We start from the raw sequence: 26,596 nt of genomic DNA, 5'->3' as shown, positions 1-26,596 counted from the left end.
CGCGGCCGGCCGCCGACGGCGCTCACCGAGATCGCCTGCCCGAACTGCGGGTCGCGTGGCACGTTCACCGAGCCGCGGATGTTCAACGGCCTGCTCAAGACCTACCTGGGCCCGGTCGAGGACGCCTCCGGCCTGGCCTACCTGCGCCCGGAGACGGCCCAGGGCATTTTCATCAACTACGCGAACGTCCAGGCGACGGCCCGGCGCAAGCCACCGTTCGGAATCGGCCAGATCGGCAAGTCGTTTCGCAACGAGATCACCCCGGGTAACTTCATCTTCCGGACCCGTGAGTTCGAGCAGATGGAGATGGAGTTCTTCGTCCCGCCGGGCGAGGACGAGACCTGGCACCAGTACTGGATCGACGAACGGACGAAGTGGTATCACGACCTCGGCGTCCGCCCGGAGAACCTGCGTCATTTCGAGCATCCGAAGGAGAAGCTCTCCCACTACTCGAAACGGACCGTCGACATCGAGTACCGTTTCGACTTCGTCGGGCTGGAATGGGGCGAGCTGGAAGGCATCGCGAACCGGACGGACTACGACCTGTCCGTGCACGCGAAGGCGTCCGGCGCGGACCTGACCTATTTCGAGCAGGCCACCGGCACCCGTTACACCCCCTATGTCATCGAACCGGCGGCCGGAGTGGACCGCGCCACCCTGGTGTTCCTGCTGGACGCCTACGCGGAGGACACCGCGCCCAACACCAAGGGCGGGGTGGACCGCCGGGTGGTGCTCCGGCTGGACCGGCGGCTCGCGCCGGTGAAGGCCGCGGTGCTGCCGCTGTCGCGCAACGCCGACCTGTCACCGGTCGCCCGCGACCTGGCCGCGGCGCTGCGCCGGCACTGGAACGTCGACTTCGACGACGCCGGCGCGATCGGGCGTCGCTACCGCCGGCAGGACGAGATCGGCACGCCGTTCTGCCTCACGGTCGACTTCGACTCGTTGCAGGACCAGGCGGTCACCATCCGCGAGCGCGACAGCATGGCGCAGGAACGCGTCGCCATGGACCAGGCGGTCTCCTACCTCAACGCCAAGCTCGGCCCCTGCTGACTCCTCCGGCCGGTCACCCGCCCGGGACCCTCCGGGGGAGTCAGGTCGGACGTGGTCGTGCCGGCGGGATGGTCATACCGGCGGGCTCGGCGGGCCTGGCAGGTCCGGCGAATCCGCCGGGCCCGACGGATTCGGTGGGCCCGGCAGGGCGAGGTCGGTGGAGCCGAACCGGTCCGCGAGGAAGCGGCCGTGGGACAGCAGTCTGGCGGTGTCCCCGGCCGCCGCCTCGGTGACGTCCCGTACGCCCCTCTCCAGCAGGCTCATCTGGTCGACGACGACCTGGCGCGGGGTACGTCCGTCGTCCAGCCGGTGCGTCTCGGCGTACCGGGGTGGCAGGCCGAGATACACCTCCAGCGCGGTCGGCAGGTAGTCGTCGATGGTCCGCACGATCACGAACGTCTCGGGCGAGCCCGCACGCAGCAGGTGGGGGCGGTCGAGCACCTCCCGCAGCGCGTCGACAACCCGCGCCGCGGCCGCGGTGACCTCGGCCGGCGCATGGGCGGCCAGAGCCAGTAGCTGCGCGTCGACGGCCCTGCGAAGCTCGGCGACGCGCAGCCGGGTTCCTGCCGGCGCCGCCGGACGGGGAGCCGGTGCCACCAGGGCGCCCACCGCGTACAGAGCGGCGACGACGAACGGCCACTCCGGCAGGCCGACCACGCCGGTGACGGTCAGTCCCAGTCCGCCGATCGCGGCGGTACAGCCGGCGATGTTCTTCAGCGATCCGAGCCAGGCCAGCACCCTCTCGCGGGGCCCGCTGGCCGGCGGTGGCGATGGCGGCGGTGGATCAGGCCGCGGCAGCCGGATCGCCGTCACCATGCTCTCCAGGGCGGCGCTGCGGTATCCGTCGATCGTGTCGATCGTGGCGTAGATGTTGGCGAACGCCTGCTGGAGGGTCTGCACCGACACGGTCGAGGACGCCGCCTGCTCGTGGATCTGGCCGGTCTGCTGCCGCAGCAGCTCCGAGGTGCCGACGATGATGCGCTCGGTCGTCTCGTTCAACGCGGAGATCTGGTCGAGTACCAGCTTCTGGTTGGCCAGCGCCTGCGCGACGATCACCGCGGTGCGCAGCGCCGCGACGGTCGTCGTGCTCGCCTGGTCCACACCCTTGATCAGTTCGAGGTTGTTGCGCCGGACCATCTCCAGCGCGAGGTAGCCCTGCGCGCTGACCGCGAGCTGGGTGAGCAGGTCCTGGTGTTTCTGCCGCACGTAGAACAGGACGTCATCGCGCAGCGTCCGAGCCCGCTCCGGGTCGCTGACGCTGATCTGGTCGATCCGGGTGACAAGTTCGGCGTCGAGGTTCGCGGCCAGCTGGATGTACTCACGCAGCTTGCCCATGGTGGTCCACAGATTGTGTTTTTCCTGCTTGATCGCGGCGTTGTCCCGCCGCAGCTCCTCCTGCCCGTTCTGCAGCGCCTGCAGAATCGCGTCCAGATGTGCCTGTGACGACCGGTAGGAGGCGAAGTAGTCCCGCAGCCGGTTCCCGAACGGGATCACGCCGAGCAGCTTTTTCGGGCCCAGCAGGTTCGCCTTGGACGGATCGAGGTCGCCGACCACTCTGCGCAGCTCCACCAGGGAGGTCGACACCGACGAGGTCGCGTCGAGCGCGCCGGAGTTCATCGCCCGTGTCGGCTTGTCCAGCAGCCGGTTGGAGACCGAGGCGGACGCGCGGATCTCCTTCTCGCCCATCCGGTGCACCGCGGCGACCTTGGTGGTGAAGGCGGGGGAGGCCGGGTCGATGCCGATCAGGGCGTCGGCGAAGGCCACTGCCTGGTCGGCCAGGCGCGCGGCTGCCTGAGGGCTGATCGGGACGGCGGGCCCGGCCTGTTCAGGGGCTACCGGCGCGACGGCCGCGGGCGGCACCAGGACCAGCTGCGCGCCGGTGTCGTCCGCGGCCGGCCGCCGTGCGGGTGCCGGTGTCGTCGGTGGCAGGCTCATCAACCCGGCCCCTTCGTGTACTGCGCCTCGATCCGACTGATCATCCGTTCGGATATCTCCGCGCTCGGTGGTTCGATGACGTTGACCAGCTGCGGTACGGGGCCGCTTCCGCGTTCGGCGGCGTACTGCCGGCCGTAACCGGCGTCCGCGGTGCGGAATCCGTGCCGCACGGCGAGCCGCTGCAGTTCCGGGTCGGTCGTGAGCAGGCGCCCGACCGTGTCTCCGGCGGAGGTGAGCGGCACAACGGTGTGTTTGGCGTAGATGGTCGGACTCGGATACATCAGCACCACGTCGTTGGTCAGCGAACCGTCCCGGGCGAGCGCGTGGGCCCGGAACTGGGCCTCGTAGACCATGGCCATCGGCGTTTTCCCGATGCCGATGGTCAGGAAGTCGTCGAACGGCTCCTGGGACGACGCGTCCAGATAGCCCTGTTTGAGGAAGAGGGGCGCGAGCCGGTCCGTGATCCGTTCGGCCGCCCCGGGATCGGCGACCACGTTTCCGCCATTGCTCACATAGGAGGCGATCGCCAGGTAGAGGGCGGCCGAGTTCGACGTCCGCACGTCGGTCGAGCTGATGAGGAGGGACTTGTCGGTCCGGTAGACGTTGTTCCCGGGTAGCTGCGACCATCGGGTGTCCGCCGCCACCAGGTCGAGATACCTGCGCATGTCGAACAGGTAGTGGTCACCTTTTCGGCTGCTGACGCCCGCCGCGGTCAGCAGTTCCGCGATCGGGGCGAAGGTGGCTATCGCCATGGGCGTGAAGAAGGGTACGTAGGAGGCGCTGATCCCGCGATCGCGCCTGATGCGGTCGGCCTGTGGAGCCGTCGGCCGGGAAGGCCAGGTCGAAGCCGGCCAGGTCGCGGGTGGTGGCGATCTCACGCGATCCGGCAGAGGTGATCTCAAGCCGGTAGCCGGCACGGTCGAGGGCGGCGACCACGTCCGGATCGGAGAAGAAGGGCTGTTTCTCCGACGAGACCAGCGCCCGGACCGTGGTCCTGTTCCCGTGCGGAGCGGGCCGGGTTCGCGGGATGATGATCACAGCGAGGACGCCGATGGTGAGCAGTCCGGCAAGCGCGAGTCCAAGAACGCAGTGGCCTCGCACGGCGTCCTCCCCCTCCTTCGACGCTGTTGGTCCGGGCAGTGCTGGTACGCATCATGGTCTGTCCGCTGTGACCGGCAGGCTCCTGGCCGGCAGGGTTTGGAATATGTACGAATTTTATTCATCTGTCGGACATGGACAGAATTTCTCCTGTTTATCCGGTTGGGACGCGTCCGTCGTGAACGAATAATGATCGGGTAGTTTTCCGGCAGGGCGGCGGGGAATCGTGACGGACGACCGGTGAACGCTTCGGATATTTCCCGGCGCGGCCGGGAGCCGCCTGCGCGTGGCGCGTGGGACAGCTGGTTCCCAAAACATGTTTCAGGACGATCTGTGACGGTAGGCTGCTGGCCATCAGGGGCCAATCCGACGGACTGCCGGGCGACTTCTCGGGAGGGGGAGCCTCGGATCTGTCCGTATGACCTGCGCGAGCCGGGGTGACGTGGCATGGTCGAATCGGCGGTGGTTCGCGGGAGGCGGGACACGAGGGGGCGACCATGACCACCTATGTGTACGACTTCCACCAGGGGAACAAGGATCTCAGGGACCTTCTCGGCGGTAAGGGCGCCAATCTCGCCGAGATGACGAACATGGGGCTTCCCGTCCCGCCCGGTTTCACGATCACCACCGTCGCCTGTCGTGAGTATCTTGCGCACGGCCGGGTGCCGGCGGCGCTGCGCGACGAGGTCGACGAGCATCTGCGCGCGCTCGAACAGGCAATGGGCCGGCGGCTGGGTGACCCGGACGACCCGTTGCTCGTCTCGGTGCGTTCGGGCGCGAAGTTCTCCATGCCGGGCATGATGGACACCGTCCTGAACATCGGCCTGTCGGACGCGTCGGTATCTGGCCTGGCCAGGCAGTCCGGCTCGCCGCGCTTCGCGTGGGACTCCTACCGGCGCCTGCTGGCCATGTTCGGCAGGACCGTGCTCGAGGTGCCCGACGAACTGTTCGACGACGCTCTGGAGACGGTGAAGAAGGCCCGCGGAGCAAACAGCGACCTGGAACTCGACGAGACCGACCTGTGCGGGCTGGCGGGGACGTTCAGGACGATCGTCCGCGACCGGACCGGCCGGGACTTCCCGCAGGACCCCCGGGAGCAGTTGGACCTGGCGATCCGGGCGGTGTTCGACTCCTGGAACGGTGAACGCGCCCGTCTCTACCGCCGGCAGGAACGCATTCCCGCGGATCTCGGCACCGCGGTCAACGTGGTCGCGATGGTGTTCGGCAACCTGGGTATGGACTCGGGCACCGGCGTGGCGTTCACTCGCGATCCGGGCAACGGCGACCAGGGCGTTTACGGCGACTATCTGCAGAACGCCCAGGGGGAGGACGTTGTCGCGGGCATCCGGAACACCCTGCCGCTCACGGCGCTGGCGTCCGTCGACCGGCCCGCCTACGACCAGTTGTTGTCCGTCATGGCGACCCTTGAACGGCATTACCGCGACCTGTGCGACATCGAGTTCACCATCGAGCGCAACAAACTGTGGATGCTGCAGACGCGGGTCGGGAAGCGCACCGCCGCCGCGGCCTTCCGGATCGCCGTCCAGCTCGTCGACGAGGGCCTGATCACCATGGACGAGGCGCTGGCCCGGGTCACCGGCGCCCAGCTCGCCCAGCTGATGTTCCCCCGGTTCGCCGCGGACGGGCGGGCCCGGCAGATCGCCCGGGGCATGAACGCGTCCCCCGGCGCCGCCGTCGGGAAGGCCGTCTTCGACTCGCGGCGGGCGGTTCAGCTCGCAGCCGCCGGTGTCCCGGTCATCCTGGTCCGCCGGGAGACCAACCCCGACGACCTCGACGGCATGATCGCCGCACAGGGCATCCTGACCTCCCGCGGCGGGAAGACCTCTCATGCCGCGGTGGTCGCCCGCGGCATGGGCCGGACCTGCGTGTGCGGCGCCGAGGAGATCGACGTCGACACCCATCGGCGGCAGGCGGCCGTGCCGGGCGGCCTCGTCGTCCACGAGGGGGACGTGCTCTCGATCGACGGCTCGTCCGGCGTGGTCTACCTCGGCGAGGTGCCGGTGGTGCCCTCGCCGGTCGTCGAGTACTTCGAGGGGAAGCTGCGCGTGGACGGCTCCGACCCGCTGGTCGACGCCGTCCACCGGATCATGACCCACGCGGACGCCGCCGCCCGGCTCGGAGTGCGCGCCAACGCCGACACCGCGCAGGATGCCGAGCGCGCCCGCCGGTTCGGGGCCGTCGGTATCGGGCTGTGCCGGACCGAGCACATGTTCCTCGGCGAGCGCCGGAAGCTGGTCGAACGGCTCATCCTCGCCAACGGTGACGAGGAGGCCGATGCCGCGCTGGCCGCGCTGCTGCCGTTGCAGCGCGACGACTTCGTCGAGATCCTCGCGGCGATGGACGGCCTGCCCGTGACGATCCGGCTGCTCGACCCGCCGCTGCACGAGTTCCTGCCCGACCTTACCGATCTGTCGGTGCGGGTGGGCGTTGCCGCCGCGACCGGCGAGGCCGGCGTGGACGGTGAGGTCGTGCTGCTGGAGGCGGTCCGCCGGCTGCACGAGGAGAACCCGATGCTCGGGCTGCGCGGGGTGCGTCTCGGGCTGCTCATCCCTGGGCTGGTCGCCCTGCAGGTGCGGGCGATCGCCGAGGCCGCGGTTATCCGCCGCCGGCGGGGCGGGGACCCGCGTCCGGAGATCATGGTTCCGCTGGTGGGCGCGGTCCAGGAGCTGGAGGTCGTCCGCGAGCAGGCCGAGCGGGTGCTGGCCGAGGTCGCCGCGGAGAGCGGGATCGATGTGCCCGCGCTGATCGGCACGATGATCGAGGTGCCGAGGGCGGCGCTGACCGCCGGCCAGATCGCCGGAGCGGCACAGTTCTTCTCGTTCGGGACGAACGACCTGACCCAGATGAGCTGGGGTTTCTCCCGTGACGACGTGGAGTCGTCGTTCTTCTCCCGCTACCTCGAGCTGGGCATCTTCGGCGTGTCCCCGTTCGAGTCACTGGACCGGGACGGGGTCGGCCGGCTGGTGCGGCTCGCGGCCGAGGAGGGGCGGGCGGCCCGGCCGGAGCTCAAGCTCGGTGTCTGCGGGGAGCACGGCGGCGACCCGGACTCCGTGCACTTCTTCCACCGGATCGGGCTCGACTATGTGTCGTGCTCGCCGTTTCGCCTGCCGGTCGCCCGGCTGGAGGCCGGCCGGGCCGCCGTCCTCGCGGCTGACCAACCATCGGACACGGCCTGAAACCCCGTCGGACACGGCCTGACCGAGCCCGGCGGGCGCCAGGGTGGCCGGTTGGCCGGCCGGTGTGCCCACTGTGCGGTGGAGCACCTGCCATCCCGCGCCGATTTGGGCATACCGTGACTGCCTGTGGTTACTATCCCGCGGCCGTGGACAGCGCGGTGGCTGCACACGCGCTGGTGGGTGTGGCTACTGAGGGTGGTTGCGATCCTTGTCCTGGCCGGCGTGATGATCAGCGTTTTCACGATGATCCAGATATGGGTGGTGGGGCGTTCGGACGACCAGCACCGGTCGGACGTCCTGATCGTGCTCGGCGCCTCCCAGTTCAACGGCCGCCCGTCCGCGGTGTTCGCGGCCCGGCTCGACCATGCGCTGGCCCTCTACCGCGCCGGTGTAGCACCCCGGATCGTGACGGTCGGCGGCTCCCAGGTCGGTGACGTCTACACCGAGGCGCGGGCCGCGGCGAACTATCTGGTCTCCCGTGGCGTCCCGGCCAGTGCCGTGGTTGTGGTGGGCGAGGGCAGGGACACGCTGGGGTCGTTGCGGGCGGTGGCAAGGATCATGGCGGTGAACCGCTGGCGGTCCGCGGTGGTCGTGACCGATCCGTGGCACTCGCTGCGCTCACGGACCATCGCTCGTGATCTTGACATCGACGCGGTCACCTCGCCGGTCACCACCGGCCCGGCTACCCACGGTATTGCCACCACGCTGCGTTACATCGTTCGGGAAGGTGCCGCGTACCGCTTCTACCAGCTCTTTCACCGGGCGACCCCGGTCGGCGCCGCCCCCGGCGCGCTCTGACCCGCCGGCTGACTTCCGCGGCCCGGCCGCGCGGGAGCGGGCACCGCGGGCCGCGGCCGGGAAACACGCCCACCGGTACCGTTCGGGACGGTGGAACCCGGGGTAGAGCCCACATGGCCGCTCGCGTGGGCGGTGCCTGTGCATATCCGCTGGATCGCCTCCGGTAACGCCACCGGCTGCCTTCCAGCACTGCCCAGGCACGGATACGCAGGCGTACAGGAGGCTGGTGTGGCAACTCCCGTGTCCGAGATCGCGATCGACCCGACCGACCTCGACCAGATCCGTGAGCTGGCGCGGCAGTTGCGGGTGGACTCGATCCGGGCGACGACGTCCGCCGGGTCGGGCCATCCGACATCGTCGATGTCGGCCGCGGACGTACTGGCGGTGCTGGTCGGGCGGCACCTGCGCTACGACTGGGACAGGCCGGACGACCCGGCCAACGATCATCTGATCTTCTCCAAGGGGCATGCGTCCCCGCTGCTGTACGCGGTGTTCAAGGCCGTCGGTGTGGTGTCCGACCACGAGCTGATGACCGGCTACCGCCGTTACGGCCAGCGTCTGCAGGGGCATCCGACGCCGGTCCTGCCCTGGGTCGACGTGGCCACCGGCTCGCTCGGGCAGGGGCTGCCCGACGCGGTCGGGGTGGCGCTCGCCGGCCGTTTCCTCGACCGGTTTCCCTACCGGGTGTGGGTGCTGTGCGGGGACAGCGAGATGACCGAGGGCTCCGTCTGGGAGGCGCTGGACAAGGCGTCCTACTACCAGCTGTCGAACCTGACGGCGATCGTGGACGTCAACCGGCTCGGCCAGCGCGGCCCGACCGAGCTCGGCTGGGACCTCGACACCTACGCCCGCCGGGTCGAGGCGTTCGGCTGCCGGGCGCTCGCGGTCGACGGGCATGACGTCGCCGCGGTCGACGAGGTCCTGACCGAGGCGTCCGGCTCCGACCGGCCGGTGGTCGTGCTCGCCCGCACCCGTAAGGGCGAGGGCTTCTCCGGGACGGTCGACGCCGAGGGATGGCACGGCAGGCCGTTGCCGGCCGATCTGGCCGAACGCGCGATCGCCGAGCTCGGGGGCGAGCGTCACCTGCGCGTGCGCGGCCCGCTGCCGCCGCCGGATGCCGGCCGCCGACCGGCATCCGTGCCGCCGGCCGAGGTGCGCCTGCCGACCTACCCTCTCGGCGCCCGGGTCGCCACCCGCAGGGCGTACGGGCAGGCGCTTGCCGCCATCGGCGCCCGTCCGGAGGTGGTGGCGCTGGACGCCGAGGTCAGCAACTCCACCTACTCCGAGGACTTCGCGTCGGCCCACCCGGACCGTTTCTTCGAAATCTTCATCGCGGAGCAGCAGCTCGTCGCCGCCGCGGTCGGGCTGTCGGCGCGCGGGTACGTCCCGTTCGCGTCCACCTTCGCCACGTTCTTCTCACGGGCCTACGACTTCATCCGGATGGCCGGGATCTCGGCGGCGAACATCCGCCTGTCGGGATCGCACGCCGGCGTCGAGATCGGCCCGGACGGCCCGTCCCAGATGGGGCTGGAGGATCTGGCGATGATGCGGGCGGTGCACGGCTCGCGCGTCCTCTACCCCAGCGACGCGGCCAGCGCGGCCAGGCTCGTCGAACTCATGGCCGAACTGGACGGGGTCAGCTACCTGCGCACGACCCGGGGCGCCTACCCGGTGATCTACGGACCGGGGGAGTCCTTCACCGCCGGTGGCTCCAAGGTGCCGCGTCGGTCGGACGCCGACGTGGTCACCCTGATCGGCGCCGGTGTCACCCTGCACCACTGCCTGGTGGCGGCGGACGCGCTCGCGGCCGAGGGCGTCCCGGCCCGGGTGATCGACCTCTACTCGGTCAAGCCAGTGGACGTCGCCACCCTGACGGAGGCGGCGCGGGCGACCGGCGGCCGTCTCGTCGTGGCCGAGGACCACTACCCCGAGGGCGGCCTGGGCAGCGCCGTTCTGGAGGCGACGGCCGCGGCCGGCGTACCGGTGCGCCTCGCCCATCTCGCCGTGCGCGAACTGCCCGGGTCGGGCACCCCGGCCGAGCTGCTCGCCGCGGCGGGCATCGACGCGGACCACATCGCGGCGGCGGCCCGGACCCTGCTGCGATGACCGGCCCACCAGCGGCGCGACAGGCCCGGAGGGGCAGATCTTCTCGCTCGTCCTGGTCGGGCGTGAAAAAATTCCCGCGCCCGAGGAACGCGGCACGGGCAGCCGTCCTGGCAGGGGGCGTCGGGACAGGCCAGGAGCCGCCGTCGTACGGGCGGGGCGTCCAGGTGAGGTCAGTCGTCCGAACCGCTGGGCGCCGGCGCACCTCCGAACATCATGTCGCACATCGTCAGGTAGAGCCGGTCCGGGCGGGGCAAGAACTGGATCTTCGACAGGGCCTGGTCCTGCCCGGCGGATTCGACGATGAACTCGCCGTATCCGAGAAGTCGGCCCATCGGGTCCCGGTTGTAGGTGAGGTCCGTCACTTTTTCCAATGGCATGGTCTGCACCTTGCGGAAAAAAATCCCGGACACCTTCAGCAGACGCTTGTCCGTGACCATCAGGTGCTCGAAGTGCCAGTCGGCGACTTTCCACAGCATCCTGAGGATCATGAAGAGCGCGAACCACCAGGGCAGCGCCAAAACGTACCCGCTGGCGTCCAGGCCGTTCAACAGAATCACGAGCAGGATCACGCCGATGACGGACGCCAGGGTCTGTAGAAAGACGGTGAGCAGGATCGCCCAGTGCATCCGGACCTTCACGACCAGCCGCTCCCGGGTGGCGAGGTACTTGTCGTCCCTGGCGGTGGGGTCAGGGATCCGGATTCTCACCATGGCCATCGTCTCCCGGATCGGGTTGCTGGCTCACCTTAGCTTCACAGAACGGTGTCGGTGACGAAGTCTGACAAACCGTTACCAACAGACTCCAGTCCGTCGATGGCCCGCTCGATGATGCTGGCGGCGCTCGCGGGAAAGCTCACGACGAAGAAAATGACGAACGCGATGAGACCGTATCTGACGATCTTGTCCACGGCGGGCCTCCGGGCCGAAGTTGGGCGGGCTGACCACAAAGTATCGCCGCTTCGCACCTCGGACGTACGGAAATCGCGCCTATACGCTCGGGCTTGTGGCCAAGAGGTGGTACGCCGCGTCCGACGTGGTCCGTTGGGGCGAGGAGCGACAGAAGAGTACACCGGACGATCGGACCTGGTTCGAGCGGGACCGCGCGCGTGTCCTACATTCCAGCGCCTTGCGCAGGCTGGCCGGCAAGACCCAGGTGGTGGGCCCGCTCGACGACGACTTCCCGCGCACCCGCCTGACCCATTCCCTGGAGACCGCTCAGGTCGGCCGGGGCCTGGCCCGCTCGCTGGGCGCCGACCCGGACCTGGTCGACGCGGCCTGCCTCGCCCACGACATCGGCCACCCCCCCTTCGGCCACAACGGCGAAGCCGCGCTGGACGCGGCCGCCGGGGAGTGCGGGGGGTTCGAGGGCAACGCGCAGAGCCTGCGGGAGCTGACCCGGTTGGAGGTCAAGGTCGTCGACGTCCGCGGGCGGGACGCCGGCCTGAACCTCACCCGGGCGACGCTGGACGCGTCCCTGAAGTATCCGTGGGCACGGCGGCCCGACACGCCGAAGTTCGGTGTATACGCCGACGATCTGCCGATCTTCGACTGGGTCCGCGACGGCGCGCCGGCCGGCCGGCGCTGCATGGAGGCTCAGATCATGGACTGGGCCGACGACGTGGCCTACAGCGTCCACGACCTGGAGGACGGAGTGGTCGCCGGCCTGATCGACCTGGGCCGGCTGGAGGATCCGGGACGGCGGGCCGAACTGGTCGCCTCGACCGCGCCGCGCTACCCGGTGGCGCCGGCGGCGGCGGTGGGCGAGGCGCTGGACCGGCTGCGCCGACAGCCGTGGTGGGTGACCGGGCCGGCCACCACGCCGGACGCGCTGCGCGCGGTCCGGACGATGACCAGCGAGCTGATCGCGCGCCTGTGCATGGCGGCGGTCCGCGCCACCCGGGAGGCGCACGGCGACCTGCCGCTGCGCCGTTACCACGCCGACCTGGTCGTGCCCGCCCCGACCGTCGCCGAGTGCGCGCTGCTCAAGGGGGTGACCGCCTCCTTCGTCATGGACCGCCGGGACGCGCACGAGCGCCAACGGCGCCAGCGGGAGGTCATCGCGGAGCTTGTCGCGCTGCTGCTCGCGCGCGCGCCGGAGGCGCTCGACCCGCTGCTGCGGCCGGCCTGGGCCGCCGCCCGCGACGACGCGGCAAGGCTACGGGTGGTCGTCGACCAGATCGCCCGGCTCACCGACGCCAGCGCGGGCCGTCGCCACGCGCAACTGACCGGCCGGCGCTGGCCGGCGGTTCTGTGACGGCGTCCCCGCCCTGGAAGCAGCGCTCTCACGGACTGTCTCCCGCGGCCTGCTTCGTGTGGACGGCCCGTGTGGACGGCGCCGCCCCGGCGGTGGCCGCCCGGCCCGTGGATCGCGTGGCCGGTCACGCTCCGCGCGGACGGCTCCGGGACCGGCTGTGACCCCCTGCCGCCGGCCGCGTGACGGTGCCGCGGTGCCCGGCGGTGCCGGACGCCGACCGGCGCGTCGCCGGCCCGTTGGGAGCGTCCGGGACACGGCGTGTTACATGCTGCGGTCGTAAGATCGGCACTGCGGTCCAGATGACAAGTAACATCGGGGAAGAATGCGGGTCTGCGGGGGCCCGGACAGTCTTCCGGAGGGCTGCCTTCCGGAGGGCTGACGGCCGGTGGTGACACCCGGTGGTGACACAAGGTGCTGCGCCGGACGGCCTCCGTGACACCAGCCCGCTGGCGCTCCACCCGGGACGCAGGGAGGGACGTGTGGCCGGACGCATCCGTGACGCCGATGTCGCTGCCGTGCGTGACCGCTCGCCGATCGCCGACATCATCGGCGACTACGTGCAGCTCCGCCCGGTCGGCAGCGGCCAGCTGCGGGGCCTGTGCCCGTTCCACGACGAGAAGACGCCATCGTTCAACGTCCGGCCGCAGGTCGGCGCCTACCACTGCTTCGGCTGTGGCGTCGGCGGCGACGTGATCGCCTTCGTGCGGGCCATCGACGGGCTGTCCTTCCCGGAGGCGGTCGAACGGCTGGCCCNCGGTCGAACGGCTGGCCCGCCGTGCCGGGATCACCCTTACCTACGAGGGTGGGGGAGTGACCAGCCGCGCGGTCACCAGCCAGCGCCAGCGGCTGCTCGACGCCCACCGGGCGGCCGCGGAGTTCTACGCCGAGCGGCTGGCCGGCGCCGAGGCCGGCGATGGCCGGGCCTTCCTCGCCGCCCGCGGCTTCGACCAGGAGGCGGCGGCGCGGTTCGGCGTCGGTTACGCGCCCGCCGGCTGGGACACGCTCACCCGTCACCTGATGGGCCGGCACTTCACCGCCGCGGAGCTCGTCCTCGGTGGCCTGGCCAAGCAGAGCAGCCGCGGCAGCCTCATCGACCGGTTCCACCGCCGGCTGGTCTGGCCGATCCGCGATCTCGCCGGGGACGTGGTCGGGTTCGGCGCCCGCCGTCTCGCCGCCGACGACCCCGGGCCGAAGTACCTCAACACACCCGAGACCCCGCTGTTCAAGAAGGCCAACCTGCTCTACGGGGCCGACCTGGCCCGGCGGGAGATCGCCCGGCGGTACCAGGTCGTCGTCGTCGAGGGTTACACCGACGTGATGGCCTGCCACCTCGCCGGGGTGCCGACCGCGGTCGCCTCCTGCGGCACCGCGTTCGGCAGCGAGCACGTGACGGTGCTGCGGCGGCTGCTGATGGACCAGAGCGAGCACCGCGGCGAGGTCGTGTTCACCTTCGACGGCGACGAGGCGGGCCGCAAGGCCGCCATCCGGGCGTTCGAGTTCGAGGAGCGTTTCGTCACCCAGACCTTCGTGGCGATCGAGCCGTCCGGGCTGGATCCGTGCGATCTGCGCGTCCAGCGCGGGGACGTGGCCGTGCGTGACCTGGTCGCCTCCCGCCTCCCGCTGGTGGAGTTCGCCATCCGCGGGAAGCTGGCCGGGTTCGACCTCGACACCACCGAGGGACGTCTGGCCGCGATCGACGCGGCCGCCCCTCTGATCAACAGATTGAAGGATCGAGGGCTACGACACCGTTACGCGGTTAATCTGGATAACTGGCTTGGTTTTCTGGACGAGGAGTTCGTGGTGCGGCGGGTCGCTGAGCATCGGCCACGAGGGGCCGCCGGTGGTACGGCGTCCCTCGACGGCCCTGCCCACGGCCAGGGCGACCACGCGGCGCGCGGCGGTCGCGCCGGCGGCCGGGCCGAGCTGCCGCGTCGGCATGACGCCGTCGCGGACGACACTGTCGTGGCGGTGGAACGGGAGGTACTCAAGGTCGCCCTCCAGTATCCGGGACTTGCCGGCCCGGTGTTCGACACGCTCTCCCCGGAGCTGTTCACGGTCCAGGAGCACCGCGCCGTCCGTGAGGTGATCGTTGCCGTGGGCGGTGTGTGCGCCGGTCTGCCCGCCGCTGGTGACGTCCAGACCTGGGTCAAGACGGTGGTGGAGGCGGCCGGGCAGGACGAGCTTCGGCGGTTCGTCATCGAGCTTGCCGTGGAGGCGGTGTTCTGTGACCACGATGTGGACGACCGGTATGTCGATGAGCAGATGTCACGCGTACAGGAGTTGCAGGTGACCCGTCGCATTGCGGATCTGAAGTCGCGTGTGCAGCGGCTCAATCCCGTAACCGACGCCGAGACGTTCAGACGCGCATATGGTGAGCTGATCGCCTTGGAACAGCACAAGCGCCAACTCCGGGAGCGGGGCCTGGGTGCCGCGTAACCTGGGTCGATCCCGAGAAGGAAGTGACGAGATTCCGACCATGAGTCCAGCCGTCCTACCGCGCGAAGCCCAGGTGGACGAGGTCAAGGACCTCATCACCCGAGGCAAGGAGATCGGTTTCCTCACTACCGAGGACGTCACGGTCGCCCTCCAGGCGGCCGAGCTGCCACCGGAGCAGACCGACGCCGTCCTGCAGGTCCTCAACGACGAGGGCATCGAGATTCTCGAGGCGGGTGGGGAGGACGCCGAGGAGAACGACCTGCTCGCCCGGCGTCGTCGTGAGGAGGAGGAGCTGGCGCTCAAGGCGCCGACCTCCGACCCGGTGCGCATGTACCTCAAGGAGATCGGCAAGGTCCCGCTGCTGACCGCGGAGGAGGAGGTCGACCTCGCCAAGCGGATCGAGGCCGGCCTGTTCGCCTCCGAGAAGCTCGCGGCGGCCACCCGCAAGACCTCCCCGCAGATGCGCCGCGACCTGGAGGCGATCGAACGCGACGGGCAGATCGCCAAGCGCAAGCTCGTCGAGGCGAACCTGCGGCTGGTGGTGTCGATCGCCAAGCGCTACGTGGGCCGCGGCATGCTGTTCCTGGACCTCATCCAGGAGGGCAACCTCGGTCTGATCCGCGCGGTGGAGAAGTTCGACTACACCAAGGGCTACAAGTTCTCCACCTACGCCACCTGGTGGATCCGGCAGGCGATCACCCGGGCCATCGCCGACCAGGCACGCACCATCCGCATCCCGGTGCACATGGTCGAGACGATCAACAAGCTGATCCGCATCCAGCGGCAGCTCCTGCAGGACCTCGGTCGTGAGCCGAGCCCGGAGGAGATCGCCAAGGAAATGGATCTCACACCCGACAAGGTGCGTGAGATCCTCAAGGTGTCCCAGGAGCCGGTCTCCCTGGAGACGCCGATCGGTGAGGAGGAGGACTCCCACCTCGGCGACTTCATCGAGGACTGCGACGCGGTCGTGCCGGTCGACGCGGCCAGCTTCATCCTGCTGCAGGAACAGCTCGACTCGGTCCTGCACACGCTCTCCGACCGGGAGAAGAAGGTCATCCAGTTGCGCTTCGGGCTCACCGACGGCCATCCGCGCACGTTGGAGGAGGTCGGCCGGGAGTTCGGGGTCACCCGCGAACGCATCAGGCAGATCGAGTCGAAGACGCTGTCGAAGCTGCGCCACCCGTCCCGGTCCCAGAAGCTGCGCGACTACCTGGAGTAGACGACCTACGGGGTACCCTGTCACCGCCGCCGTAGTCCGGTGCATCGCCGGTGTCACCGAGTCCGCTGCTGCCGCCCCTGCTGCGTCAACGGTTGTGGGCGTCGATCGTGCTGCCGTGCCTGCTCGTCCTGGGGGTTCTGTCCTGGGAGCTGGCGGGCCGGAGCGGCCCCAGCTATGTCGACGGGGTGGTCGACTCGCGGTTGGCCCACCACTTCGGCCGGCACCCGCGCCTGTTTGAGGCAGTCGTCCAGCTGGGAGATCCGGGGAGCGTCGTGCTGGCCTCCGTCGCGCTGGCGGGGCTGTGTATGGCGTTTCGGGCTCGTCGGGCGGCCCTGCTCAGTCTGTTCGGGCCGATCTCGGCCGCGGCACTCACGGAGTGGGTTCTCAAACCGCTGATCGACCGCCGGCTGAGCGGCGGGCTCGCCTTTCCCAGCGGACATACGACCGGTGCCTGTGCGGTCGCGGTCGTCCTCGTGCTGCTCCTGCTACCCGGTGCCGCGCTGCGGCGGAGGCTTCCGGGGTTCGTGCGTGTTCTGCTCTGGTATGTGGCGGCCCTTCTCAGCGGCGGTGTCGGCGTCGGCGTGGTCGTGTTGCGCTACCACTACGCCACCGATGTCGTCGGTGGTGTGGCTGTCGCGGTGGTGGTGACCGGTGTACTGGCATGGATGCTCGACCGGCACGCCGACCAGCGGCGCCCTGTCGCGGATCCTGGCTGACGGCCGTCAGCCTCGTGGCTGTGTTCTGGCCGGCTGTGCTCTGGCCGACTCTGGCCTTGGCCGGCTGTGCTCTGGCCGGCTGTGTCCTGACGCCGGCAAATCGGTTGGAGCCACCCCGCGGGTCTGAGTGGGATAGTAGCCATCTGATGACTTAAAGTGCTGACATGGGTACTGCGCTGCCTCCTCCGCGGTACCGGAGCGTCTCAGAGTCCTGGAACGAGCCACGGACGGACGCCACCGGGCCCGCCGCCGCGCCGGGGGCAGCGGCGCGGCTGACGCGTCCGCCCGGCAGGCGGATCAGCGCGGATGGCCGACAGCCCGTGCCTGGCCGATCCACCCGCCAGCCCGTGCCACGCGCTGGCGGAGGGCTGTCCGGATGCCTCGTGCGTGGCCTCGGCGAGCTGTTGATCACTGTAGGGGCCGTGGTGGCGCTTTTCGTGGTCTACGAGCTGTGGGTCACCGACATGACGCAGGCGCACACCCAGAACCGGCTGCGCTCCGAACTGTCCCGGCAGTGGGCGAGCGCGGCCCCCACGGTAGGGCCGGGGACTTCGTCGGGGTCACGGCCGGCGGCCCCGACCCCTGGTGACGCTGTGGCCGTGCTACACATACCTCGTTTCGGCAGCGGCTACGCTCCGGTCGTCGTCGAGGGGGTGTCGGCCAGCGCGTTACGGGAGGGCCCCGGGCACTATCCGGGGACGGCATGGCCCGGCGATGTCGGCAATTTCGTCGTATCCGGGCATCGCACCACATATGGTCGCCCGTTCAACCGGCTGGACGAGCTGCGGATCGGGGAGCCGGTCGTCGTCGAGGTACGGGACCGCTATTTCATCTACCGGGTGACGGGCTCGGATGTGGTCGACCCCACACGGACGGATGTTATCCTGCCGGTGCCCGAGCAGCCCGGCGTACCACCCACAAAAAGCCTGTTGACGTTTACGACCTGCAATCCGAAATATTCAGCCAGGACCCGGCTGATTGTTTTCGGCGAACTCACCGATACCTGGCCGAAGTCGGCTGGGTCGCCACCCGAACTGACCGGGGGGTGACAGGTGTACGGATGGATCTTCCGTCATCTTCCCGGTGGATCCGCCGCGAAGGCGGTGCTGATGGTCCTGCTCGTCCTGGTGGTGGCCGGCGTCCTGCTTTTCGTCGTCTTCCCGGCCGTCGAATCCCGCCTGCCGTTCACCGACGTGGTTGTTGGCCAGTGACGGGGCGGTTGTTCGGGGGCGGCCGCGGTGACTGAAAAATACTGTTTCGGATGCCTGCCGGAGGCAGGCTGCCTCGGCCCTTCCGTCCTGGTAACCGGAGCGGATCGCGGATGCCGCGGGCCCCCGTTCACGGGGCTGTGGCGAGACACGCCGTCCGACAGTCACACTACGAAGGGTGACTGATATGGCACACTATGCTCATGGTTGGTGTGCTGAGAGGAGGAAGCATGAGATCTGGTCCGCTTCGCTGGCATCTCGCGGCGTGGGTCGCCGCGCGTGCACCCGATGTCAGAGGCGTGGATCGGGTCAGCGGGTTGATCCGGGGGACGGCGGTGTTCAACGGCTTGTTGGACGGCCGGCTCACAAACGGACTGACTTTCAGCGTGGACGACTCGCGCGACGGATCGGTGCGCGCCCTGCTCGCCCTCCAGTACCGGCCGCCGGCTCTGGCCCGAGTGTTCGAAGCCGCTCTGAAACCCGGGGACGTCTGCTACGACGTCGGAGCCAACATAGGGGTCTATGCGCTCTGGTCGGCGAATCTGGTCGGCCCCACCGGTTCGGTCCAGGCATTCGAACCGGTACCCAGAACCGCTGACCTGCTCGACAGCCTCGTTCGCCAGAACGCCCTGTCCTGGGTGACAGTAGTTCGATCAGCGGTGGGCGCCACGGTCGGCGAGGCCGGTGTACAGATCTATTCCGACGCGTCCGGCCTGGCCCACATCACCGATGCCGCCGATCCCGACATCACCGTACCGGTGACCACGCTTGACACCTACGTCGAAGATCATCCCTGTCCGAACTTCGTGAAAATTGATGTCGAGGGTCACGAGCTCGATGTGCTCCGGGGAGCTTCCAAGCTGTTGCGCAACCGCCGGCCGGTCCTTCTGATGGAGATGATTTCGGGTCATCTGGATCGTGCCGGCTCCGCCGCGGGGGAGATCATGCGGGAGCTCACCGAGGTCGGATACACGCTCTTCGGCCTGACTCCCGCCGGTATAAGAGTGGTCACCGACACCGTGCCGTCCGAGAACGTGCTGGCCCTGTGCCGCGACGTCCCCCGCCACCAACTGCTGATAGACACCCTCAAGAACACCCGGTTCCCGCGAAATCAGACGACCTGACCGTGGCACGGCATCGGGACTCGCGGACTGCCGGCGGCTACCTGAGACTGGTTCGCGAGACGGCCGCGGCAGGCGTGGCGGCGACGGCCTTTGGAACGGCCACGGGCCTGTTGACCGCTCGGTTTCTTGGGCCATCGGACCGAGGCTTCTACGCGGCTATTTCGACATATCTGATGTCCGCCGCGATGATCGGTGAGGTCGGGCTCACGGCGGCAGTGTGCTACTTTGTCGCCAATCGACCGGACGAAGCGCCCGACGTCATGCGCACGTGCTTTGCCGCGTTGCTCTCCCTGGGGCTTGTCACCGGTGCGCTGGGAATTTTTTTCGGGCCAATGATCATTGGCTTCCACGGGCCCGCGGCGGTCATGTTCCAACTGGCGTTCGCGGCTCAGCCGATAATATTCGTCGGGGGACTCTGGAGTTTTTCTCTGCAGGCTAAGGATCTCCGTTTCTGGAATATGCTACGTGTTTTCCAGCCGGCCACCTACCTGTTGGCGATCGTAATTCTTGCGGTGCTGGACAGAAGTACGCTGGGTTATACGGTCGGTAGTCTGGTCCTCACCGCGACACTACAGGCCGTGCTGGCCCGCGCGATCTCAGGACGCCACATTCCGCGGACCGGCCGGTTTCGTCGGGATCTTCTCCGTCCGCTCTTCGCGTACGGTGGAGCAAACTTCACCGCGTCCGCTCCATATCTCGTGAACTCTCGTATGGACCAGCTCGTACTGGCCGTCCTTGTCACCCCGGCTGATCTCGGGCGGTATGCGGTTGCCGTGTCCCTGAGCCTCCTGAGCTATCCGGTCGCGACAGCGTTCGGCAACGTCGCGATGCCCCGCATCGCCGCGATGAAAGGGAAGGAAAACGGGGCTCCCGGTCAGGTGGCCGCCTACGCCATCATAGGTAGTCTGGCCGTCGGGAGTGTGGGTGCGGTCGTGGTCTGCGCCGCTGCTCCCCTTGCTGTCCCGTCGTTTCTCGGGCCAGGCTATCAGCCCGCTGTCGTGCTGGTATGGATACTCGCGCCAGGTGGAGTTCTGCTGGGATGCAACCGCGTCATGGGTGACATCCTGCGTGGGCTGAACAGGTCGTTGACCATTGCGCGTTGTGAGGGTGTCGCGGCCGGGGGCACCGCCGTAGGTCTCATCATCCTGGTTCCGAGTGTCGGGGTCGTGGGCGCCGCGGTTGCATCCACCGGAGCCTATGCGGTCGCGTTTCTTCTCCTGGCGCGCGCAGTCATCCGGCTGTCTGGCCAGCCACCCGACGCCGCGAAGCGTCGAATAGGCGCGATGGCGCTTGTCGTGGGTAGCAATCTTGTCCGTTCAGCAACCAGTCAGCTCCTGCGGAGGCAGCCGTCATGACCACCCCTGATCCCGCGTACAGCCAGGCCGCCAGGGGAAAACCACTGCGGGTCGGCGTGATCGGTCCGTCGCAGCCGGACGATTTCGGGGACAACATCAGACACTGCCTCTCAGCGCTTGGCGTCGAGGCCCACGCACTCGGTCCGACAGTTCCCCGCGTGCGCGGCCGCTATGCCACCGCCTGCCTGACCACGGCACGGCGCGGCATAGCCTGGTTCGACAACCAGCTCCAACGTCGACTCGTCAGTCGAGTGGCCGATCTGGATCTTGACGTGGTCGTGTCCGTGGACGGCCGGCTGCTGCCGTCCGCGGTCGAGGCAATGCGCCGTCAGGGTGCCAGAGTGTGTCTGTGGTTTCCGGACGGAGTCGCGAACCTCGACCGTCAGCTGATGGTGCTCGGCGCCTACGACGCGGTCTTCTTCAAGGAACCCGTGCTCGCCACCCGCGGGGCGAAAGTACTGGGACTTCCCGCTTATTATCTGCCGGAAGCGTGCAATCCGACCTGGCATCTACCGCCGGCCGACGTGGTCGACCAGCCGTACCTCGCGGTTGTCGGCAACGTCTATGGCACGCGTGCGCGTCTGCTGTCCCGGCTGTTGGACCAGAACGTCCCGATCCGGATCTACGGACCACCGATACCACGCTGGCTCACCGACCGGCGACTGGCCGCGGCGCACACCGGCAGATACGTGGTCAGGGAGGAAAAGGCGAGGATCTTCCGGGGAGCCGTGGGGGTACTCAACAACCTTCATCCCGGTGAGGTCGACGGTGTCAACTGCCGCCTCTTCGAGGCAACAGCCTGTGGCGCGGCGGTGATCTGTGAAGAGCGCAAGGTGCTGCCCGAACTCTTCGACGTCGACCGTGAGGTGCTGACCTTCGCGACGTTCGAACGACTGCTGGCGCACGTGCGACGGTTGATTGCGGAGCCGGCGTACGGCCGGGCGATCGGCGACGCGGCAAGCGCCCGGTCACTTTCTGACCACACCTACCAGATCCGGCTCACCCGTATGCTGGAGATCCTCGTATGACCGTGCCGGCCAACGTCTGTGCCCAGGGTGAGCGAGAACCACTGTCCTTCAGCGGGATACTGCTTTCTGTTGCCGGCGCTGTTCTCGCGGTCCTGCTGTACCTGTTTGCCGGGATTTTTCCGGTGTCGCAGTCCACCGACATGGTGTTGCGTTCGCTGAGCGTCGTACTCGTCGCCGGGGTGGCGCTCGGGCTTGTCGCGCAGCGCGCCCCCGGAAGATGTTTCGGGCTGGCCTCGCTCCGAATGGGTCCGGTATACGTCGTATGGGTCGCGCTCGCGTTCGGGGCGGCGTCGGTGGCATGGCGAAAGCCGCCCGAGAGCTCGCTACTCGGTCAGGTATACCGAAACAGCGTTCTCGAGGGTCTGACGCTCGTAATGGTGGGCCTCGTTTTCTGGACCGTGGGATACCTGGTCGGCCCCGGTGCCCTCGCCACGCGAGCCGGGAGGAGGCTGGGCCGCCTGGCCGCACCGGGGCATGGCTTCGAGCTTCGCTTCGCCACCGTGCCCTGGGTGCTGGCCGGTGTGGCGGCCGCCGCCCGGTTGGTTCAGCTCGGCAGTGGAAACTTCGCCTACCTGGGCGACCCGGCGGCGGTCATGAACGGTTCTTCGCGATTCGCCCAGGTAATTGGCGTCCTTGCGAGCTGCGGAACGTTCAGCCTGATCGTCGCGGCAATGGATCTCGCGCGACACCGGAGCGGCCGACGCTGGTTCACTTTTGTCACCCTGCTCTCGCTGGAGATCGGCGTCGGGCTCGTCGGGGGCATGAAGCAGAGCTTTCTGCTGGCGATTTTCGGACCCGCGGTCGTCTTCGCCCTCATGGGCCGTGGATTTCCGGTCAAGTCGACTGTTCTGGCGGGGCTTGCCTTCACGCTGGTGGTCATGCCGTTCAACGCGCAGTACCGTGACACCGTCAGGACCCACACGCATGCGCTCGACACCACTCAGGCGGTCGGTGTCGCGCCATCGATCATGCGCGAGGTGCTCGATCCGAAAGACCCACGAGAAACGGTACTCGACTCATTTTCTGCGCTGCTCGAACGAATTCGTGAAATTGATGCCGTCGCTATTGTTGTCCAGCGTACGCCGGAGATTTTCCCATACCGTGACCCCGGCGAACTACTGTTCGCTCCCGTGCTTGGTCTGATACCCCGTGCGGTATGGCACGACAAACCGGTGCTGAACGCCGGCTATCGCTTCAACCAGCAGTACTGGGGGCAGGACAGCAGTATTTACAGCGCTGCCTCGATCACGCCGCAGGCAGACCTGTACGTCCACGGCGGTATCATCGTCCTGATGATTGGCATGATCTTCCTCGGCGCGATGATGCGTCTCGTCGACAAGGTCTTCCACCCATCTGTCGACCCAAGGCTCATGCTCCTTTTCCTGCCGCTGCTGCTCCTGCTCGTGAAGTCGGAGAGCGACGTGGCCATCCTGCTCGCGTCGCTGCCGACCCAGATTGTCGCCTGCGTGGCGGTCATTCGGTTTGCGTTCGTGGGGAAGAACGTCGATTCTGAAGCGGTGGTCCCGGGCGGGCCGACACGTCGGTTCTGACGGAAGGGCTTCCCGCCGGGCGAAGGCGGAGGCTGACCGCCGCACAGGAAAGTAAGTACGCCACGTCAAGAGGGTGTCCCACGCTGTCCGTACCACACAACATGGGACACCCTCTGAGGAAACGGTCAGTGAAATCCTTCACGACCGACTCCGCCGGGTGGAGTCCACGCCGGCCACCACAGCCGGTTCACCAGGTTCTACCTGGTGAACGCTCAGCCGGCCTGGTGGATCACCGAAGGCGAAGACGGCAGTGTGTTTCTGGGGTGTGTCGCCTCGAAGGGATAGACAGCTTCCTGAGGTGCCGCCGCGGGGGTACCCAGAAGATGGATCATCTTTTCGTGCCAGGCTCGGTGCAGGCAGAATGCCAGCCCCTGCCAGCCATCCCGCCAGCCGCTTCTGAACACATACATGTAGAAGAATATCGCCAGTGTCTTGAAGGGCAACAGAGGAAAGACGATGTCGCGGGCGATGGTCCGGGACAGCGGTCTGGTGTTCGTCGTCCGGTTGTCGACGAGCGCCTGCCGGAGCCGCTGGAACGGTCTGGCGGAGCTGCCCCGACGGCGCGCCTCCAGTTCCGCATAGGCGATGTGTTTGTGCAGCCAGGAGGCCAGTCCCTTGCTGTCCTGGTTGACGATGTCATGTTCGAGGGCCAGCGTTGTGCCCCTGACCGACGCGCGTTCGCTGAACTCCTCCGCGGTGGCAAACGAGGCGAACCGCCGGTCGAGCAGCCGGGCCTGCCAGCTGTTGGTGTACCACCCGCAGTGAGCCATCCACCGTCCGAGGAAGAAGAACCGGTAGCGGTGGGCATAGGCGACGCAGTCCTCCCGCCCGAGCCGTTCAGCGATCTCCTTCGCGAGTTCGACGGGAACCCACTCGTCGGCGTCGAGGAAGTACACCCAGTCGTGCCGGACATCGGGATGGCGCATTGCCCACTCGCGTTGGCCGGCAAAGCCGCGCCATGGTTCCTCCCACACGGTGGCGCCCAACATCCGGGCGATGTCGGGTGTCCCGTCGGTGGAGCCGGAGTCGACGACCACCACCTGCCCGCACCACCCGACCGACCGGACCGCCCGGGCGATGTCCCGACATTCGTCACGCGCCAGAATGACTGCGGTGACCGGTACGGACCCCGGTGGTGGCGACACCTCGACACCGGCTCTGGGAGAGACCGTATACGGGAGCGACGGCTGTGCTGGCCGCGCCGACACAGATCGAAAAATCATGATGTCGCCTCTGCTTTGTTTGTCCAGGCGATGGCCGTCCGCCAGGCAGCCCCTGAGCTCGGGAGCGGACGCTGTGCGGCAGCCTCCCCGGGCGCCCGGACCGGCAGACGGGGACAGCGCGTCTGCCGGTCCGCACGGCCCGTGCGGCGCCTGATCTGATCTTGACTATGCTGCTTTTTCCGATGTTCCGAGTAGCCAGCTGAAATAGTGGTCCGGGTCGAACGGGTTGACCGTTTCCGGTACGAAGGTGGAGTTCAGAGCGCGGTGGATGGCCGCGGCGATCTCTGTTGCTCCCTCCCGCTGGTACGGAACCAGGACAGGCCCCGCGATGTCACGGTTGTGGGCGATGTCCAGCGCCACCACCGGCACCGAGGCGAGCCGCGCCTCTGCCAGCGGGTATCCGAACGACTCGATGCGCGTCGGGTAGATCAGCGCTCGGCAGCGGTTCTGGTAATCTGCCAGCTCCCGCGGTGCCAGGCGGCCGACGAACTGCAGATGGCGGGTATGGCCGTCAAGTCCCTCGGCGGTGGCTTCCGCACGGGTCGCCGTGACGATGACCCGCAGGTCGATGCCGGTGTCGGTGACAAGCGCCGAGACCGCCTGGTCCACCAGGCGCAGTACCGTCGCCATGTTCTTCCACGGCGAGAACAGCACAGGGCAGAGCAGCAGGTGCGGTTCGCGCGGCCGCGTGGGCACGTGGTCGGGCTTTGACAGCGGGTGCGGGCGGATGGCCAGCCGGGACAGCAGTTCCGGAACCGCGTCGAGAACCCGTTCGGCCATGCTGGCGGCCGGTACGATCACGATGTCGGCGCGGCGAGCGGTCTGCCGGACGATCCGCGTCTGCCGCGACATCCGGGGGCCCAGCCACGAGCCGATGCGCTCCAGTTCAGCCGGCCGGAGAAAGTGCAGCGCGTTGCGGAGCAGCACGTAACGCGTTCCGGACGTCAGCGTGAACCCGACGTTGTTGAGTGCGATCACCCGGGCGAACCGCCCTGGTCGTTCACGGCGGGCGAGCCAGGCCGGGGTGATCGCCCGATCGCGGCCGATAACCCGGATGTTGGGGTGACCGCTTCTGGCCAGATGCCCGTCGAGCTCAAGAAGAAAACGCAGTGCGCCACCCATGCGGGCACCGGCACAGTCGACGAGGACCGGGCGGTCCACCACCGGCATCATCGCCCCCGTGACCGCGGATTCGTTCATAACGTCCACGTTCGTCTCACTTCTCTCCCTGGTCGGTTCGAAAAATGTTGTCGGTGGCCCGGGACCTGCTGGTCAGACATGTCGGGATATTTCCGTGGCCGGGCCGGGTCGATAGCGCTGATCCACCATCACGCCTTTTCCGCGGACGCTCAGGAGCGCCTGAGGAGGGACGACGGCCACCGACACCCGCAGGCGGTCGCCCACCCGCTCCTGCAGGAGGTGGCGGGCCCGGGCCAGGTCGCTGGCCGCCGGCGGCCGGGCGGCGGCCACCCGCAGCTCCACCTCGCCGCGACGCTCCTGGCGGAACTGGAACCGGTCGAAGACGGCGAAGGCGCCGTCGTGGAAGTTCAGGGCCGCGGTGGAGATGGGCTCGTCGTCCGCCCCGTAGACCAGGGACTGGTCCCAGCGCCCGCGGACGTCGGTGAGCACCGGGAACGACGAGCCGCAGACGCAGCGGGCGCCGCGCGACCCCGGGGGCAGCAGGGTGCCGGCGTCCTCGGTGTCGTAGCGCACCAGCGGCATGGCGGCGTTGGTCATCCCGGTGCCGACGATCCGTCCGTCGACGACCTCGGTGAGGCCGTAGGTGGGGGCGAGATGGTAGGCGCCCGGGCGGCAGGGGCACTCACCGGCGAACACCACCTTCTCGCTCTGGCCGTACCAGCGGACCACCGGTGCCGAGAAGACCTCCCGGAAGAGCGCCACCTGCCAGTCGAAGGCGCCCTCGCTGGCCAGCAGCACCGCGCGGACGCGGCTGAGCGCGCGGTGCGGCCCGGTCCGCGCCACCCAGTGGGCGAACGGTGTGACCGCCGACGGGTACCCCCAGACGGCCACCGGCCGGAAGTCGCCGAGCCGGTCCAGCAGATCGGCGAAGGTCCGGTCCGACAGGTGGAAGGGGGAGACCAGGAAGTGGTTGTACGTCGGCTGGAACAGGATCGGCTGGCCGGCGAAGCCTGCGCCGAGACTGCTGCCCCGGAAAGTGATCTTCGGGTCGGTCGGCCGTACTCCCGCCCGTCCCCACACGTGGGCGATGTGGGCCCACTCGGTGAAGAACGACGCGTAGGAGATCCGCAGGTCCAGCGGCCGCCCGCCGGTGCCGCCGG

Annotated in this window: 21 protein-coding genes and 1 pseudogene; 14 read left to right on the top strand and 8 right to left on the bottom strand. The window is 68.6% G+C overall.

Annotated elements, in window-relative coordinates; genetic code table 11:
- A partial coding sequence (locus tag FrCorBMG51_RS07995; protein WP_235433420.1) for a glycine--tRNA ligase occupies nt 1–1,050 on the top strand: 1,050 nt, incomplete at its 5' end.
- Between the two features lie 72 nt (nt 1,051–1,122).
- Here FrCorBMG51_RS07995 and FrCorBMG51_RS30860 read toward each other — a convergent pair.
- The 3 genes from FrCorBMG51_RS30860 to FrCorBMG51_RS33050 are packed head-to-tail and all read right to left on the bottom strand — an operon-like array spanning nt 1,123 to nt 4,086.
- Complete coding sequence (locus FrCorBMG51_RS30860; RefSeq protein ID WP_235433419.1) at nt 1,123–2,985, bottom strand: toxic anion resistance protein; 1,863 nt, start codon at nt 2,983–2,985, stop codon at nt 1,123–1,125.
- Nucleotides 2,985–3,737, bottom strand: coding sequence for a hypothetical protein (locus FrCorBMG51_RS07980; RefSeq protein WP_338052708.1), 753 nt, complete (start codon nt 3,735–3,737; stop codon nt 2,985–2,987). The genes FrCorBMG51_RS30860 and FrCorBMG51_RS07980 overlap by 1 nt, the downstream gene beginning before the upstream one ends.
- Entirely contained in the window at nt 3,667–4,086 is a 420-nt protein-coding gene (locus FrCorBMG51_RS33050; RefSeq protein WP_338052707.1) for a hypothetical protein, read from the bottom strand. The genes FrCorBMG51_RS07980 and FrCorBMG51_RS33050 overlap by 71 nt, the downstream gene beginning before the upstream one ends.
- Before the next feature lie 494 nt (nt 4,087–4,580).
- On the opposite strand from FrCorBMG51_RS33050, the gene ppdK reads away from it, so the two are divergent.
- The 3 genes from ppdK to FrCorBMG51_RS07965 all read left to right on the top strand — a co-directional run bounded on the left by ppdK (nt 4,581) and on the right by FrCorBMG51_RS07965 (nt 10,184).
- Nucleotides 4,581–7,280 carry a pyruvate, phosphate dikinase gene (gene ppdK / locus FrCorBMG51_RS07975; RefSeq protein WP_047222438.1) on the top strand — a complete coding sequence of 900 codons (2,700 nt, stop codon included), beginning with the start codon at nt 4,581–4,583 and terminating at the stop codon, nt 7,278–7,280.
- A 195-nt stretch (nt 7,281–7,475) separates the two neighbouring features.
- Nucleotides 7,476–8,078 carry a YdcF family protein gene (locus FrCorBMG51_RS07970; protein ID WP_235433418.1) on the top strand — a complete coding sequence of 201 codons (603 nt, stop codon included), beginning with the start codon at nt 7,476–7,478 and terminating at the stop codon, nt 8,076–8,078.
- Nucleotides 8,079–8,306: 228 nt separating this feature from the next.
- Nucleotides 8,307–10,184, top strand: a complete 1,878-nt coding sequence (locus FrCorBMG51_RS07965; protein WP_047222436.1) for a transketolase — start codon at nt 8,307–8,309, stop codon at nt 10,182–10,184.
- Nucleotides 10,185–10,354: 170 nt separating this feature from the next.
- Here the strand turns inward: FrCorBMG51_RS07965 and FrCorBMG51_RS07960 are convergent, their stop codons facing one another.
- Entirely contained in the window at nt 10,355–10,894 is a 540-nt protein-coding gene (locus FrCorBMG51_RS07960; protein WP_047222435.1) for a PH domain-containing protein, read from the bottom strand.
- Nucleotides 10,895–10,935: 41 nt separating this feature from the next.
- On the bottom strand, nt 10,936–11,091 hold the full coding sequence (locus FrCorBMG51_RS29465; protein ID WP_175648303.1) for a hypothetical protein: 156 nt from the start codon (nt 11,089–11,091) through the stop codon (nt 10,936–10,938).
- Nucleotides 11,092–11,186: 95 nt separating this feature from the next.
- Here FrCorBMG51_RS29465 and FrCorBMG51_RS07955 point away from each other — a divergent pair, with 95 nt between their 5' ends.
- From FrCorBMG51_RS07955 to FrCorBMG51_RS07915, 10 genes and pseudogenes are all read left to right on the top strand, one after another.
- A complete protein-coding gene (locus tag FrCorBMG51_RS07955) occupies nt 11,187–12,437 on the top strand; it encodes a deoxyguanosinetriphosphate triphosphohydrolase (RefSeq protein WP_047222434.1) in 1,251 nt (416 codons plus the stop codon).
- A 479-nt stretch (nt 12,438–12,916) separates the two neighbouring features.
- Nucleotides 12,917–14,873, top strand: a pseudogene (gene dnaG, locus FrCorBMG51_RS07950) (DNA primase).
- A gap of 40 nt (nt 14,874–14,913) precedes the next feature.
- Nucleotides 14,914–16,092 (top strand): RNA polymerase sigma factor, encoded by a 1,179-nt coding sequence (locus tag FrCorBMG51_RS07945; RefSeq protein ID WP_047222433.1) that lies wholly within the window; start codon nt 14,914–14,916, stop codon nt 16,090–16,092.
- A 50-nt stretch (nt 16,093–16,142) separates the two neighbouring features.
- The gene (locus FrCorBMG51_RS07940) at nt 16,143–16,808 is read left to right on the top strand and encodes a phosphatase PAP2 family protein (protein ID WP_052914464.1); all 666 of its coding nucleotides are present in this window, start codon (nt 16,143–16,145) and stop codon (nt 16,806–16,808) included.
- Between the two features lie 320 nt (nt 16,809–17,128).
- Nucleotides 17,129–17,857: a class E sortase gene (locus FrCorBMG51_RS07935; RefSeq protein WP_420848588.1), complete on the top strand. Its 729-nt coding sequence runs from the start codon at nt 17,129–17,131 to the stop codon at nt 17,855–17,857.
- A 3-nt stretch (nt 17,858–17,860) separates the two neighbouring features.
- The gene (locus FrCorBMG51_RS30855) at nt 17,861–18,019 is read left to right on the top strand and encodes a hypothetical protein (protein ID WP_086055315.1); all 159 of its coding nucleotides are present in this window, start codon (nt 17,861–17,863) and stop codon (nt 18,017–18,019) included.
- A gap of 227 nt (nt 18,020–18,246) precedes the next feature.
- Entirely contained in the window at nt 18,247–19,140 is an 894-nt protein-coding gene (locus FrCorBMG51_RS07930) for an FkbM family methyltransferase (RefSeq protein WP_235433415.1), read from the top strand.
- A 2-nt stretch (nt 19,141–19,142) separates the two neighbouring features.
- On the top strand, nt 19,143–20,495 hold the full coding sequence (locus tag FrCorBMG51_RS07925) for an oligosaccharide flippase family protein (RefSeq protein WP_162233184.1): 1,353 nt from the start codon (nt 19,143–19,145) through the stop codon (nt 20,493–20,495).
- Nucleotides 20,492–21,523: a CgeB family protein gene (locus FrCorBMG51_RS07920; RefSeq protein WP_047222430.1), complete on the top strand. Its 1,032-nt coding sequence runs from the start codon at nt 20,492–20,494 to the stop codon at nt 21,521–21,523. Before FrCorBMG51_RS07925 ends, FrCorBMG51_RS07920 begins: the two co-directional genes overlap by 4 nt.
- Nucleotides 21,520–23,073: a hypothetical protein gene (locus tag FrCorBMG51_RS07915; RefSeq protein WP_047222429.1), complete on the top strand. Its 1,554-nt coding sequence runs from the start codon at nt 21,520–21,522 to the stop codon at nt 23,071–23,073. Before FrCorBMG51_RS07920 ends, FrCorBMG51_RS07915 begins: the two co-directional genes overlap by 4 nt.
- A 212-nt stretch (nt 23,074–23,285) precedes the next feature.
- Here FrCorBMG51_RS07915 and FrCorBMG51_RS07910 read toward each other — a convergent pair whose 3' ends face one another.
- From FrCorBMG51_RS07910 to FrCorBMG51_RS07900, 3 genes are all read right to left on the bottom strand, one after another.
- Nucleotides 23,286–24,113: a glycosyltransferase family 2 protein gene (locus FrCorBMG51_RS07910; RefSeq protein WP_235433414.1), complete on the bottom strand. Its 828-nt coding sequence runs from the start codon at nt 24,111–24,113 to the stop codon at nt 23,286–23,288.
- A gap of 348 nt (nt 24,114–24,461) precedes the next feature.
- A complete protein-coding gene (locus FrCorBMG51_RS07905) occupies nt 24,462–25,496 on the bottom strand; it encodes a glycosyltransferase (RefSeq protein WP_235433429.1) in 1,035 nt (344 codons plus the stop codon).
- A gap of 72 nt (nt 25,497–25,568) precedes the next feature.
- The gene (locus tag FrCorBMG51_RS07900; RefSeq protein WP_235433413.1) at nt 25,569–26,516 is read right to left on the bottom strand and encodes a phenylacetate--CoA ligase family protein; all 948 of its coding nucleotides are present in this window, start codon (nt 26,514–26,516) and stop codon (nt 25,569–25,571) included.
- Nucleotides 26,517–26,596 lie beyond the last annotated feature (80 nt).

Origin of the sequence: Protofrankia coriariae (genome assembly GCF_001017755.1) — a bacterium.
In the GTDB taxonomy this organism is placed as follows: Bacteria; Actinomycetota; Actinomycetes; order Frankiales; family Frankiaceae; genus Protofrankia; species Protofrankia coriariae.
This window is presented reverse-complemented; position numbering and strand designations above follow the sequence as displayed.